The 14,303-nt window shown below is 52.0% G+C and carries 9 protein-coding genes, 1 tRNA gene and 2 pseudogenes; 3 read left to right on the forward strand and 9 right to left on the reverse strand.

Going from position 1 to position 14,303, the window contains the following annotated elements; translation table 11 throughout:
• Positions 1-353: pseudogene (locus tag JCM17844_RS14965) on the forward strand (hypothetical protein); the annotation flags it as partial.
• Here JCM17844_RS14965 and JCM17844_RS09170 read toward each other — a convergent pair.
• On the reverse strand, positions 304-1,644 hold the full coding sequence (locus JCM17844_RS09170) for a hypothetical protein (RefSeq protein ID WP_150000687.1): 1,341 nt from the start codon (positions 1,642-1,644) through the stop codon (positions 304-306). The pseudogene JCM17844_RS14965 and the gene JCM17844_RS09170 overlap by 50 nt on opposite strands.
• An 898-nt stretch (positions 1,645-2,542) precedes the next feature.
• A complete protein-coding gene (locus JCM17844_RS09175) occupies positions 2,543-3,367 on the reverse strand; it encodes a hypothetical protein (RefSeq protein WP_150000688.1) in 825 nt (274 codons plus the stop codon).
• A gap of 332 nt (positions 3,368-3,699) precedes the next feature.
• Here JCM17844_RS09175 and JCM17844_RS09180 point away from each other — a divergent pair, with 332 nt between their 5' ends.
• Entirely contained in the window at positions 3,700-4,938 is a 1,239-nt protein-coding gene (locus JCM17844_RS09180) for a tyrosine-type recombinase/integrase (RefSeq protein WP_150000689.1), read from the forward strand.
• Between the two features lie 611 nt (positions 4,939-5,549).
• On the forward strand, positions 5,550-5,957 hold the full coding sequence (locus tag JCM17844_RS09185) for a hypothetical protein (RefSeq protein WP_150000690.1): 408 nt from the start codon (positions 5,550-5,552) through the stop codon (positions 5,955-5,957).
• Here the strand turns inward: JCM17844_RS09185 and JCM17844_RS09190 are convergent, their stop codons facing one another.
• From JCM17844_RS09190 to JCM17844_RS09215, 7 genes and pseudogenes are all read right to left on the reverse strand, one after another.
• Positions 5,958-6,881, reverse strand: a complete 924-nt coding sequence (locus tag JCM17844_RS09190; RefSeq protein WP_210431705.1) for a nucleotidyl transferase AbiEii/AbiGii toxin family protein — start codon at positions 6,879-6,881, stop codon at positions 5,958-5,960. It abuts the gene before it with no gap.
• Positions 6,874-7,137 (reverse strand): type IV toxin-antitoxin system AbiEi family antitoxin domain-containing protein, encoded by a 264-nt coding sequence (locus tag JCM17844_RS14970; protein WP_235898967.1) that lies wholly within the window; start codon positions 7,135-7,137, stop codon positions 6,874-6,876. Before JCM17844_RS14970 ends, JCM17844_RS09190 begins: the two co-directional genes overlap by 8 nt.
• Complete coding sequence (locus JCM17844_RS09195; RefSeq protein WP_210431707.1) at positions 7,110-7,703, reverse strand: AbiEi antitoxin N-terminal domain-containing protein; 594 nt, start codon at positions 7,701-7,703, stop codon at positions 7,110-7,112. The genes JCM17844_RS14970 and JCM17844_RS09195 overlap by 28 nt, the downstream gene beginning before the upstream one ends.
• Before the next feature lie 142 nt (positions 7,704-7,845).
• Positions 7,846-10,158, reverse strand: coding sequence for an AAA family ATPase (locus JCM17844_RS09200; RefSeq protein WP_150000692.1), 2,313 nt, complete (start codon positions 10,156-10,158; stop codon positions 7,846-7,848).
• Between the two features lie 2 nt (positions 10,159-10,160).
• Positions 10,161-10,760, reverse strand: a pseudogene (locus tag JCM17844_RS09205) (GIY-YIG nuclease family protein); the annotation flags it as partial.
• A gap of 530 nt (positions 10,761-11,290) precedes the next feature.
• Positions 11,291-11,380 (reverse strand) — tRNA-Ser (locus JCM17844_RS09210).
• 112 nt (positions 11,381-11,492) lie between these two features.
• Positions 11,493-14,072, reverse strand: a complete 2,580-nt coding sequence (locus JCM17844_RS09215; protein WP_150000694.1) for a TonB-dependent receptor plug domain-containing protein — start codon at positions 14,070-14,072, stop codon at positions 11,493-11,495.
• Positions 14,073-14,303: the final 231 nt, after the last annotated feature.

Below are 14,303 nucleotides of genomic sequence, written 5' to 3' on the forward strand. Positions count from 1 at the left end.
CACTATTGCCATCCACTTGCGGCGGCTGGGAGCGCGGCGAGGTGACCACCATCGCCGATCTCGCCGCTGAGGAGGGCCTCTCCAATCGCTATGTCAGCCGTCTCCTGCGCCTCGCCTGGCTGGCGCCCGAAATGCTGGAACACCTCGTCGTCGTCCACCGCGAACCCTGCGCGATCACCATCTACCAGCTGTACCTCATCGCCTTGATGCCGTGGGAGGAACAGGTGGATATGGTGTTTGATGCCTGCCTTGATAAAAAGGCTGACTGGTTGCGTCCTCCGTGCTCGTCGACGTACAGGAACTTCATTCAGCGGACCTCTTGCTATCGTCGGCCGTATCGGACGCATGCTTGATGGCAATGGTGACGGTCTTGCCTGTTTCCAGCACCTTCCGAACAAGCTCCCCGAGCACGGCGGATTGCTCTATCGTGGTGCCCACCCACGATCCAGCGACGAGCCCCACAAACTCCGAGTTATTGATGCGACGACCCACATTGTCGAATGTGAGGACTTTGCCCCCACGCTTGCCGGTGAACCAGCCTGCTGCATCCGCACGTTTCCACAGGTCAAGCGGCAGGTAGATACCCTTGAAGAGGCCTTTGTCGTCGGGGTTGAAGACGACGCGGGGGCAGAACTTCAGAAAGAAGGGATTGTCCGAGAAACGGAAGCCGTCGGGTTGTTGGCCGCTCGGAAGTTTCCTGAGCTCTGCGAGCAGGCTCTCCATGCGATCGATCTCATCGCAGAACTGGTCCTTCGCCTGCCAGCGAAATTCCGTCTCACTGTCGCGCTTTTCCATGGCCTTGTATTGGACCAGCACGAAACTGCGGTAGGCTTCATTAAAGTAAACGAGGTCAGCGCCAGTTTGTTGTTCTAGGGGCAGACGGTTGGCCATGATCACGGTCAGCCGTTTCGACGGATCCCGCTCGCTTACGAAAACCTTCGAACCATAGTGAGTGGTTTCGCCGATCGCTTCAAATCCTGGGAGAGTCGAGAAGTCCGCCAGCAGCATTGCGTCTTCGCGGACCCGCGCGCCTGGCAGGCCATCAAGGAATGATTGCGGTTGATCATCGGTCGGAGTCCACGCCAGCAGTTCGTCCCGCGAAATGCCTGCGATCTCAAGCGCGAGGCCGAGCGACTCTTTCTGATAGGCGAGGTTTTCGCGCACACGGGGCTCAAGGCGCCGCAGCGCCTGCGCGCGATGCCCAGAGTAACGCGCGAGACGTGGGCTAATACTCGTGTCCAACTCGGTAATGCAGTCAACAAAGGCGTCCAGCGACTTCGAAGGGAGTAGACCGCCCGCTTTCAGGCGTTGCTCGACGTGCCACGCAACGCGAGCACTGATGCCTGCAAGGATTTCGTCGAAGCTCACGGGGCGTTTCAGAGGCTGGAGGTCTTCGAGATTGAGACGGACGAGACCGGTGGCGGCAAACTGGCCTTTCCTTCCGTCAGCGATATGGGTGATGAAGCCATCCTTGAATGATGCAAAGACGGCTAGCGGTGCGCGGCGGCTGTGATCGAAAGGCGAAACTGGCTCCGAGACGAGGGGCTTTGAACGATAGAACGAGCCACCGTGCTCGGCTTCCTGGAGAAGCAACTCCCTTCTGTCCTTCGGCACCTGAAGAATGTAACCGCCAGCCGCTACCAATATCAGCCCCCATCTTCACACTTGAACGACCGTCAAATCAAATAGTGTTCTGCCGTGTGGTGCAGTCGAGTTGCACAGCAGAATACCATCCTATCGCACCTACACGAAACTGCCTCGAATTTCACGGGAAAACGCCTACCGCGTGTTTCCCCGGCGGCCACGCCAACCGGAGGAACGCCCTCTGAATCCATTGTCGAGCGACCTACGAAAACCGTTGGAAACGCAGGCTTTCGCGACGCCGAACCGCTCGGCATGAGGTTCGTTCGATTAGAGACGGAGGACTGTTCAGAGACGGAAATTGGACCTAGCGCCAATCTCCGAGGTTCGGATGCATTGGCTAAACGACTTTGAGATAAAAAGAAAAAGGCCCGCGGATGGGGCCTCGTCTCGGGTTCGCGACAGGAAAATGGCGGAGGGAGAGGGCTCATCCTCTAACTCTCTGATAAGTCATAACGAATCGTCCATAACACCCGCCCACCTCTAAGCATTTCCTCGTATGCGCAGCTTTACGCAGTTCGCAAATGCGAGTGGCCTGCCGCGCTCATGCGGACATTTCACTTAGCCCTGCTCACCATTGCGCCACAATCTGACTGGTTTGTGCAAAGAATAGCGCTCACGAGTGAATCTAGGAAAATCATGGCGAATTGCTTCGAAAATCTGGAGAAAGAGGAACTGCGGTCAAACCCTTTCCGAGCCGGAGCCACTACGGAGGAGTTTAGTGGCCTTATCCCTCAGATTTTTGCAGTCTGTCGCGATGGCCGTTGCGTCAGAATCTTCGTAGGCCCAATTCGAAAGTGTCAAGACTGAGTCAAAAGAACTCAGCGCAATCTGAAGCGCGATATCCCCATTTATCTCGTAAAGCGCGACCAACCGATCACCCGGCTTGAGACCCTTTCTTTCAAATGGAGTCGTATGATGGATCGCATCTCGATAGTGTTTTCCGAAATCGATAAAGTATTTTGAAAGGCTCGTCGTTTACTGTTGCTCGATTCGCCGAAGCGAATTTTATTAGGTTATCAAGGCGATCTTTCAGTGGGGCGCTTTCCCTCTTTTCTGCGTACGATAAAAATTCTTTTGTGCAGGCTAGTTGGCCGAACGAACGTTTTTCTTTCGCCGTAAAGAAAATGCCGCTAAGAAAAGCCTCGACCAAACTAAAGCTGGCGCTAATGATGCTTCTGCTCAGAAATTTTTCTCGTGACATCAGATCAGCAGCATCACCGCGGCGCTCCTTTGGGGCGGTCTGACCGGACGGGTATTGAAATTTCAGTGACTTGATTTCATCCAGTTGGGTGAACGCTGATTCCAAATCTCTAAGGAAGTGGTGCTCGGGGAATTCGAACTTGAGACCATACGGCGATATCAAAACATGCGCGTAAAATGGACAGCAGATCTTGACTCTCGTTGCCAAGAGGAAAAACTTTTCCTCAAATTCATCGAGCCTCATATAGATGCCGCGTCCGCTCGGGACTTCGTCGCATAGTCTTGCTAGTTCGTCATAGTCGCAGCGGTCAAAATTTTTTGAAATAAAACTTTGCGTCTCTCTGGATAGGTCGCCGTACTTTCGATTTATTTGCGCGGATACGCTCCGGGCAATTCGGCGGTTGACAATCTGCCTCGCAATCTTGCGATCCTTCTCAAAGTCTTCCCAAGTGTCGAAGTCACCCATGAGAAGACGAGCCGCGACCATTGCCTTCATTTTCACTTGGGCGTTTTGCTTGACCATCTGCCGATAATCCCCACAGTTACTTCGTGCAAAGACTTTGCCGTCGCAGAGTAATCGAAAAGGCCAGCCCAGAACAGTTCAATCTTGGTATCTCTCGGGTGTAGTGGGAGACAGAACAGAAAGGTACAGCGGATGTCCGCGAGGTGCGGAGATCTTTCACGCACTTCTGCAAAATGGCGGAGAGACAGTCTGCATTTTTGGCATCCATATATGTCCATAAATGTTTATATTTTTAATTATTTTCAATGGCTTATTAATTTTTCTGGTTTATCGACATCCATAATGATCCACAGTAATCTGGCCCATATTAATGGGTAGATTTATGGGTATATATGGCGCGACCTATTCACAAACTCTCTGCGAGAAAAGCAGCATCAGAATCGAAACCCGGTCTCTATTCAGACGGGGGCGGCCTTTACCTGCAGGTGAGCAAGTCTGGCTCAAAGAGCTGGATTTACCGTTTCATGATGAACCGGAAAGTCCGGGACATGGGTCTGGGGTCGTTACGGGATTTCTCACTTTCCGAGGTTAGAGATAAGGTCCGGGAATGCAGACAATTGGTGCATGACGGAATCGACCCTATCGAACAAAGAAAGTCCGCTCGAAGCGCCCGCATGGCGGAAAACCGGAAGAGCCAATCGTTCAAAGACTGCGCGAACGACTATCTGAAGACCCATTCATCTGCCTGGAAGAACCCGAAGCATCGCCAGCAGTGGGAAAATACACTTTCCACTTATGTGTATCCGATCATCGGCAAACTGTCGGTGAAGGACATCAATACGCATCTCGTCAAAAAGGTTCTCGATCCTATCTGGACGACAAAGACAGAAACCGCAACGCGCGTGCGTGGTCGTATCGAGAGAATTCTGGATTGGGCAACCGTGCAAGAGTTGCGGCAAGGAGAAAACCCGGCGCGCTGGAAAGGACATCTGGACCATCTACTGCCAGCCCCCACCAAATTGAAACGCGTACAGCATCACAAGGCACTGCCTTACCAAGACATGTATGACCTGATGCAAGAACTGGCATCTGCCGATGGCACAAGTGCTCTTGGCCTGCGCTTTCTTATTCTAACGGCGGCCCGCAGCGGTGAAGTGCGGCTCGCCACCTGGAATGAGATCGACCTCGAGAAAAAGACCTGGACCATTCCTGCCGAACGGATGAAGGCCGGAAAGGAACACATTGTCCCGCTGTGTTCTCAGGCAATCGACATTCTCAAGACTATGGAGAAATATCGCGAAAGCGATCTGATATTCCCCGGCACCAAAAAAGACCGGCCCCTTTCAGACATGGCGTTCACGCAATTACTACGCCGCCTGGACAAAACGGACATCACCGCTCACGGTTTCCGTTCCAGCTTCCGTGACTGGGCAGGTGAAACAACTGCATTTCCCAGAGAAGTTATTGAAGCGGCCCTCGCGCATCAACTCAAGGATAAGACTGAGGCCGCTTATTTCAGAAGCAACTTGCTGGAAAAACGCCGCAAGCTAATGGACGCCTGGGATAAGCATTGCCGGACCATTTCCGGCAAAGCCATGAACATTATAAAGTTCGACACTGCAAAACTCTAGGGCCATGAACCAGAAGATGACGGTAGCTGCAATTACGATGTCGGACATGAAGACAGTGCGCACCGAACATTGAACATTTTCAAGAAATGGATAATATGCTGCCTACTTTATATATATTGGCAAAGCCATTCAGGATTATAAACTGCTATGATATTTAACTTTTCCTGATCATTAAGTTCAATTTTTTGATCTGTTTCGGCCAGAGCCTGAGCGCAACGGAAGTCCACAAAACCCAGGAACAGGAAATTGCACCGGTCCCGGATCAAGAGTCATTCCTTGAGCACGAGAAACAAGGACATAAACACGAGCCAGAATACGAACTGGAAAGAGTTATTGAGAAGACCATAGACTTCGAGCTGGAACTGTAACGGTGCCGGAATTGGTGGGAGCAACGCGCTATCTACGCTGCCACCAATCACCAGAAAACCCAAGCATATCAACAGTTAGCCAAATGATATCAGCTTTTTTTCATGCTCCCAATTTTGCATGTCATTGAAAAGAAAGAAGAACACCCGGTCGCTAGCCCTCTAGCATCGGGTGTGAAACTTTAACGACGCAGACGTAAAAAATATCTATCCGATATCCGGCATCAAACGCCATGATCGACGTTGTTGAAAAGAGCAAAGCTGGAACGCGAAGCCCTAAACAAGCAACGCAAACAGCGGAGCGGAGAGCACTGCAAGAACGTCACCGCAAGCGCACGATTATTGAAGCCCAAAGATGGCAAGGTCGCTGGCGTGTGGAATATGCTGCGCGGTGAGATGCGCCGGATTAGAAAGCAAAATGAATTTAAGGCTTGGCAGTGTCAGATTCGCGATCTTTCCGAACTGGATGCGCTCATCTTTGGGCACTTGGACCAGCGCCGCGAACTGAGCCACGAGCAAAAGCAACAGCATCAACGCCAGACCGACTTGAAACTTACTCTCACCGATGAGCAACGCAAATACGAGCAAATACGCAAACACCTGCAATGCTTCGCGAAATCACGGCCTTCGCGAAATTTGGATCGGGAACGGTAATCACTGCGCCGATGAGAATAACTCTTTGAGAGCCTTAAACTGTTCGGCATGGCGCTCTGGATCATTTACTTTGAACTTCTTCAGATTGAGAAGCTTCCAGCGCACGGCTGGTAAGTGAGCGGCTTGAGGCAGGCCAATCAGATCAAAATCCGGCTCACAGTTGTGGACACCTTCCAGAAAGGCGGCCGCATCGCCGGTTAACTTACGGCGTAGCTCCGAAACCAGCCTATCGCGTGCCTCATAGAGTGTTTCCAACGGCAAGGGTTTGGCGGTCATCCCTTCAAATTCTCGGGCGTAGATATCGTCGAGATCAATCTGGCCGGGATCGAGTAATTCATGAATCGGCCTGTTCGAGCTGATCAGATAGATCAGCGTCACTTGGAAGAGCGCGTCTGATATTCCCTCACCATGAAGAAGATGATGAACATCAAAAAGATCGCGTGGGTGCGATCGATCAAGTGCCGCGATGATCTTACCTGCGAAGAGTTCCTCGAAATCTATCACGAACATCTCCGCGAAGCCGAACGCCTCTTCGACTGACTCATGCACCATCATCGGCTTCGGCGGAAACAATGTGCCGCGCATGACAGGTGAAACCTCGATCTTCACCTGAGCATCTGGAGTCTGTGCAATGATACGCGTTTCCTGATTGCCGCCACCAGACACGATGGTTGCGCGGGCACCAGCAACGCTCTTTTCGATCTTCTTCGCTAACCGCTCCAACCCAGATGCGATTGCCCCCAAGCTCTTATCACGGTCTTCGATCGGTAGATAAATGAGATCAATATCGACGGAATAGCGCGGTAGTTCGCGATAAAAGAGGTTGATCGCCGTACCGCCCTTGAGGGCGAAGTCTGTTTCTTCCGCCACAAAGGGGATGAGGCGAACCAATAACCGGATCTGAGCGGCATAGCGTTCACGCATCATCGCTCCCTTGCCCCATGGTCACAAACTCGGTCGGCACCGTTATCCGATAGGTTGGGTGTATCTTGCCGCCTTTAACCAACTGACGATCGCCTTTGCCGAAATCAAGTTTACTCTTGTCGAGATGTTTCAGCCAAGCATGGCCATGGCGATCCGCGAACACGAAGAACAAGCGGATAACCTTCACCTTCCGGCAGTTTGATAGAAGAGCCATGAGCTTGCGCGGGCTTAGGCTCGCAAGCCCCTGGAACACCATATCGAGCTGATCAAATCCTGCACCTTCCGGCAATTCATCGAACGCTCCAAGATCGCACGCTCCGGGCTTGATACCGGGAACGACAAATCGCCCCCAAAGCTGAAGCCGGTGTTTTTCAGCGGCTCGACGCCAAGCTTGGGATCGGAGAATAGCTTCAAGCTCCTTTCCGAAAATTTGCCATCGACCTTGATCTTGAAAAGCCAGCTGGGAAGTTTTTCCGCATAAAGCGTGATATGCCCCGCACCACTCATTTGCGCATAATGACCTTGGCCATGAAGGCTGAGCGCAGTCATACTCCCGACATGGAATGGTATCTCCATGATCATGTGCATGGACACAGCGACAGCTTGCCAGCTCAGCGGCTGATCAGGATCATATGTGCTTGCCGGTCTCAGATAGACTCCGTGTGCAAGGCGCTTCAGCCAGCCGCGCTTCACATAGCCGTGTACAGTTGGCCGGGCCATGTTGTGGCGCGTCAACCACGCTGAATCGACGAGCCCGCCAGACGGCACTGAGGAAAGCAAGGCCTTTATTTTTGTAGATTTTTGTTCTATCATAGCAAACATTATTATATTTTTTTAAAGAGATGTCAAGATTACTCTTTAGATATCTCACAATACGTTCGCTATTATGAAATATTTTCGAGTTATCTTAAAGATCCGCTAAGGAGAACGAAAGTAATAGCTTTGGAAACAATCACCCTTACGGCTAAGATTGAATAATAGAGATTTGTCCAGAGGCATATTTCTCGACGACTGAGAGCGCTTCTTGGCAAGCCAGCTTTAGGTCATCGTCCGTCGGACACCCGTCATAATAGGTCCCATGACAAAGCGAGTTAATCATTATGCTTTTAATACTGAAGCCATCCTCTCCAGCAAGATAGGAAACAAAGTCCTCAAGGCTCTGGGATTTGTCAGGCCTGCAAAAACGCCCAACCGCTTCCAGTACAGACCGGATCGCATTGCCGGTGCCGTGATCGGGATTATTGCCATTCGCAACCTGGTAGACGTGCGCAAGCTGTTGCTCAAACGGAGCCACATAGCTCCTCAGGTGCGAAAGTTTATGCGTGACGCCATCAGTGGAAAGAGAGAACGTCGCTTCGTCTTTGACAACCCTGTTCGTCCGCGAAATATTGAAGAAATAGCTGCTGTGGGTGAGGATCAGAAGCTCAGGCCGTACACATCTGTTGCCGTCTATCTTGCTGGGCTTGATGGAAACCTCGCCCTTGTCTGAAATGCCAAGGTGCTTAAGCGTTTGCGCGATAGCAAACACAAAATCATACGACATCGAAGTCACCGGGTCGTCAAACACTAGAAACAGCTTCCTGTAATCGCTGTTCGAGGTCACTTTCCGATGAACGCAGGCTATGAAGTAGCAGAAGGCAATGGCTGCTTTCTCTCCATCACTTAACGTGCGGTGCGGACCGCGCATCATCTCGTGATCGCCGCGTTTGAGAACGAAATTGTCTTTGTCAAAGACATACTTGTTCGCAAAGAATTCCTTGAGAAGAAGCTCGAAGGTTTCCGCGACACGAACACGAGCGTCGGTAGACGGGCTTGATTTCTCAAGTGCCGTCAATTCGTCCTGCCTGCTTTTGGTGGCATCCCTGAGGGCCTTCAAGGCTGCAATATCCGACCAGTGGCTGATTGCAAACTCACGATCAAACACCCCGCACGCTTTACGTTGCAAAGCTTTGCGCTCCCCGTCGGATTTTTCGACAGCCCTGTTAAGCTCCGAGACCTTGGTGTTGTTTTCTTCGATGACCTTGTTGAGGTTGGCAATGCAGGCAGTTAGCTCACCACTTGGCAGCGAGTGCGGAGCGGACAGTGCGCCCGCCTTCTTCTGGATGGCGCTCTTAATAGAAGTGATGATCGTCCGAACCTCCTTGAACTCCAACTCTCCATCATTGATTTCGGTATCTTTCCTGGACGGAATAAAGCGTTTAAGCGCATCAAATCGCGACTTCTGTCTCGCGATCTGCGTTTCGACCTTTTGCAGCTCGGCCTCTTTTTGGTTAAGCTTACGGAAGAACTCTCGAAGCTCCGCTTTGTGCTTTTCCTCTTCGTCTTCAAAATATGCGATATAGGCATCGATTATTGCCTTGGGGCCGGGAGATGTAATTCCTTGCTCGCAAAGCGGACATGTCGTGCGGTGCTCGTCCTGAATGATTGTTGCACCGGTTTCATAGAAGTCGTGATGGGTATCGATCTTCTTCTTGATCTCTTCGGAGACACTTGACGGGGAAGTCACCCGTTGGAGCGAGGCTTCCAATGACCCAAGCTCTATATCGTCACTTTTGATCAAGCTCAGAATATCTGGATATACCGGTTCCGCCGGAATCGCTTTGAGGCGGTCCAAATCCTTGAGGATATCGGCAAAGCATTGCTCGGGAGGCTTCGGCTTCTCGGCAAAGCGCTCAAGCAGGCTGTCGAGGCTTAGAGCTTTATATTCCCTGAGCTGTTTGTTGATGCCCGCTTTCTCGCGAAGCTCAGCTAGCTTTTCCTTATCGTATTTTTCGCGAAGCGCTGAAATAGCATCCTGCTCTTCTGCTGCGGCCTTTTCCAGAGAGTCCTGGGCATCCTTGAGCTTAATGTTCTCGCTATCGACAGAGATCTGATTTTCGATTTTTCCATTAATTTTATATTCGTGCTCTCTCAGCTCTTCCTGCACGAAATCTTCGGAAAACACATGAAAGATAGTATCGGTCACGCTAGCAGATACGCTATCCGCTTGCTTTTCGAGGCATAGGGAACCCAATGCACTCTCTCCACGCGAGAATGAGAATATCCCTTTACCATCAGAAGCTTCATCTGAAACTAGATTTTTAGCAGCATCAGAGATGTCGCGGCCCTGCGCTTCTAAGTCCAAATAGCGCAGCGCGCGTGACAGGAAGGACTTGCCGGTCCCATTCCGGGCAAATATTAGATTTTGATTATGCTTTGTGAGGTCACCGCTAAGCGTGAATATCGGACCTAAGTAACTTGCTTGAATTGAAAAAGCGGGTTTGGGTGGTGTGGTCATATCTACCGCCTGTAAGTATTATTCGTCTGGACCAAGCGCGCCGCGTCAGGAGAGTAAAGATACTCACCAACTGTGCCGTCTTTGAATTTTTCGATCGCCTCGTCGATCACAAAGAGCGGGACCAGGAGCCACTCACGCGGCTCGACGGGGTTTCCAAAGCGGTCTTTGATGTCGATTTGCAATCTCGCGGGCTCAAAGACGCGGTGCATCAGCTGCTCGAACTTCTTTCGATTGATATTGAACAACTCGTAGGTTGCGACGACCTCGGCATCGGCCAGGAGATAGGTCACGTCCTTTGCTGCGTTGGCGATACGCTTCTCAACGCTGCCGCCTGTAACGCCGATTTTGTGCAGCACCTCACGATTTTCAGCTACGACCGGATGGCTGGATTTGCTCCTCAGCACGTAAATTGTGCCACTGGCCAGGTCTTTCTCTTCCTGTTCTCCGCCGAATAATGGTCCGGTGGAGAGTTCTAAGACGCTTCGACTTGTCTCGTCCTTATAGAGAGCGCGTTGAAGCGACCTCAGCAACAAGTTGCTTTCTGTTCCATTCGGCGCTTTGATCCGTTCTCTGACCGACCACAAGCGTTTCTCGATTTCTCCTACGTGCTCCATCATTCCTTCTCGAAGAATTCATCATCGACTCGCTTCGGTGCAGGACTTCTTCGTCCCGACACCCAATGTTGTAGCGGATCATAGGCTTAGAAAGCTGCACGCCATCAATCAAAGCAATGCACATGCTCACTAGCATTGCAATCTACAATTGATACTTTTTGCATTTTTCAACATATTGACCTGCGGGGCAGCGAAGTTTCAGACAGCCAAGCTGTTGCTGACTTGCTGGCCTTGCCTGTTCCCAGCCTCAGGGGCTTCCGACCGATAGGACTATGATGGGAGCCTGGGTGCGCTAAAAGCTTCTACTGCGCGGCATTCTGGCGGCGGCTGTAGCCACACCTGAGTGTAGGTTCGGCCTACACAAAAGCTCACACCACAAGACTCTGGACAAGAAATTTACTAATAGAACCCAATGCTAACACCCAATTTTTCATTGGCGCAAAGCAAAGCACATCTATGGGTAAATTAATGGGAAGATATCTCATCCTCCCTACAACTTATTGATTTTATTAAAATAATGGCGGAGAGACAGGGATTCGAACCCTGGGTACCCTTGCGGGCACAACGGTTTTCGAGACCGCCCCGTTCGACCACTCCGGCACCTCTCCACGGGCGGGGCGGAACCTAATCGAAGTTTTGCCCAAGGGCAAGATGCTATCTGGGAATTATTTTAGCCGGAAGGGCGCCCCCTTCCGGCCTGTCTTTTTTCTAGCGGCGCTCTTACCAGCTCAGGGTTGCCCGGCCATAAACATAGCGGCCGTTAAAACCAAAGGGAGAGAAGCTGGAGAAGGGCAGAATCTCGTTGAAAATCGAGAAATTTCCGCTGCCATCGGGAAGCGCGCCCGTGGGCGATGCATCGGGATAGACATCGAACAGATTGTTCGCACCGGCGGAAAGCTGCAGCCAATCATTGAAATCATAGCGCAGTTCCACATCGGTGACCCATTTCGCACCCAAAACCTCATCTGTGAGGGCCGTGGTGCCCGGATCCAGCACTTTGCCATACCGGTTGAAGCGCACCGTTGCGCCCACCTGCTCCATCAGCCAGTTCACGCCGAGATTGGTTTTGGTTTTGGGCTGGCCTTTTTCAAAGCGCAATTGCTCAAGCCGTCCAAACAGATCTTCACCGGTGAGATTGGCTTCCGCCAACGGGCCGGGAGCCGCTTTCAGCGATGTCACATCGGTTTCATTATAATTGAAACCTGCGGTAAAGCGGAACAAGCCGTAATCATCGGTGTCATAGCTATAGGTAGCCACCACATCAACGCCGCGGGTGCGTGTATCAACGCCATTGATGAAGAACCGTGCCCGCTGCACTCCGGTGATCCCGATCCCTTCAAGCAAGGGAACCACAACATCCGACGGCAGGTTTTCTGTCAAAACGATGCGGTCGTCGATCTTGATGCGGTAAAAATCCACCGCAATGTTCAAGCCCGGCAGCGGATCGATCACAAAACCCGCGGAAAGGTTGAAAGACTCTTCCGCATCCAGAGGTATTGCGCCAAGGGCCACCGCCACATCGCTTTCCACCGGGAATGTTCCCACTTCATTGGGAATACCGTCGATGAAGTTCGTCGCCGTCGAGGTGAAGAATTGCTGCGACAAAGACGGAGCGCGGAACCCTGAAGAAACAGCGCCGCGCAACGCCAAGCCTTGCATCACTTCATAACGGGTAGCCAGCTTGCCGTTCAATGTGCTGCCGAAATCGGAGAAATCCTCATAACGGCCCGCAATGGCCACATTCCACTTGCTGGTGATATCTGTATCCAGCTCCGCATAAAGCGCCCAGCTATTGCGGTCGCCTGTCACTTCATTGGAAGGCTGAAAGCCGGGGAAAACCTGCGAGCCGGCGGCGCCGGGGAAATCGCCCTGAAGGAAAGAGGCTGGCTCCCCTGCCCGCACCTGATAGCGCTCGTCACGATATTCCGCACCAAACGCCACAGACAGCGGATTATCAAGGAATCCCACATCCACAAGGCGCTGGACATCCGCATTGGCCACCATATGGCGGAACCGCAAAGAACCGGCGTCAAACTCTGTCGGGCTGGTCGGCCCAAGCGAGGTGTTGAGGCTATTTTCCACGCCGAAATTGAATTCGTCCATCCCCCAGACAAAGCTGGTGTCGAACTGCCATTCCCCCATAGAGCCGCGCACGCCCGCCGCCGCCGATTTATCGTTAATATCGGTCACGATAAACGGCAAAAAGCCATTGGGTTGCACTTCAGGGGTATTGCGGCTGTCATTGGGCCGCCGGAAAAAGCCGGCGCTTTCCCCTTGTCGGTCGCCAAGACTGGCAAAGGAATAGAACTCGATCTCGTCGCTCAGATCATAGCCCATATTATAAAAGAGAGAGATGTCTTCCACATCCGCATTGCCGAACCGATGGTTCAAGCGGTTCGCCGTAAGCTCACGCGGGTCATCCACCGAGAATTGCACCCGCGGATCAAAGCCCTGACGGTTGGTGGGATTGCGGTCACGATATTCACCGCTGACATTGAAAAAGCCACGCTCGCCAATGGAAAGGCCCAGATTGCCCTGAATGGTAAGCGTTTCCCCATCGTTCACCGAGCGATTCTTGCCCGTGGGGATCAACTGGACATTGCCATTGCCATCCAGCAAGGGCTGCCCGTTCGATCCCGTGGCAACGCCGGAAAATTCAGGAATACCGGGCAAGGTGGTCACATGCTGGCCATATGTCGCGGTGAGCGATCCCCCTTCCGGGCGGGATTTCAACACCACATTGATCACCCCTGCAATGGCATCCGAACCATATTGGGCGGCCGCGCCATCACGCAGGACCTCGATGCGTTCAATGGCGCTGGCGGGCACCATGTTCAAATCCACGGCACTGGAACCGCGCCCCACAGACCCGTTCACATTCAGCAATGCGCTGGTATGACGGCGCTTGCCATTCACCAGAACAAGCGTGTGATCCGGTGCCAATCCGCGCAGAGTGGCTGGGCGAGTGGTATCGGTGCCATCGGTGATGGAGGGCTGCGGAAAGTTGAAGCTGGGCAGCAAATTGCTCAACATCTGATTGGTTTCCGTAAAGCCTTGCTTGCTCAAATCCGACGCGCTCAACACATCGATGGGAACCGGGCTATCGGCAATGGTACGGTCAAGGCGGCGGGTGCCCGTAACCACAATCTGTTCCAAAGCCGGACGCGCCTCGTCAGCCGTTTCCGTTTGTGCCAAGGCGGCGCTTCCGGACAAGCCCTCAAGCCCAAGAGCCGGGCCAACAGCCAAAAGCGCACCAAGAGCCGTCGTACGGCTCAGTTTTGCCAATCTTGACGGTGTCATTTTTCTCTCCCTTTTTTGGCAGTCCCGATTTTCGACAAGATTGCCATCGGGTTTTACCTATCTTAACGTGTAACTGAAACAACCGGACATATTACATATTTGTGCAACGCACAATCTCTTAATTCAAAAAAACGACATATAAATGAAGTCTAGGCCATAAAAGGAAACATATTCCACTTAAATAGATCGGGTTTTTGAAATAAAACTCTTTTTATCGGAATTTTTTGCCTC

It is taken from the genome of Iodidimonas gelatinilytica (assembly GCF_008579125.1).
Taxonomy (GTDB): Bacteria; Pseudomonadota; Alphaproteobacteria; order Sphingomonadales; family Rhodothalassiaceae; genus Iodidimonas; species Iodidimonas muriae.

Excerpts from the sequence above, each read along its gene's own strand:
- JCM17844_RS09175 (WP_150000688.1), bottom strand. The coding sequence starts at position 3,367 with ATGGTCAAGCAAAACGCCCAAGTGAAAATGAAGGCAATGGTCGCGGCT.
- JCM17844_RS09180 (WP_150000689.1), top strand. The coding sequence starts at position 3,700 with ATGGCGCGACCTATTCACAAACTCTCTGCGAGAAAAGCAGCATCAGAA.
- JCM17844_RS09190 (WP_210431705.1), bottom strand. The coding sequence starts at position 6,881 with ATGCGTGAACGCTATGCCGCTCAGATCCGGTTATTGGTTCGCCTCATC.
- JCM17844_RS14970 (WP_235898967.1), bottom strand. The coding sequence starts at position 7,137 with ATGGTGTTCCAGGGGCTTGCGAGCCTAAGCCCGCGCAAGCTCATGGCT.
- JCM17844_RS09195 (WP_210431707.1), bottom strand. The coding sequence starts at position 7,703 with ATGTTTGCTATGATAGAACAAAAATCTACAAAAATAAAGGCCTTGCTT.
- JCM17844_RS09200 (WP_150000692.1), bottom strand. The coding sequence starts at position 10,158 with ATGACCACACCACCCAAACCCGCTTTTTCAATTCAAGCAAGTTACTTA.
- JCM17844_RS09215 (WP_150000694.1), bottom strand. The coding sequence starts at position 14,072 with ATGACACCGTCAAGATTGGCAAAACTGAGCCGTACGACGGCTCTTGGT.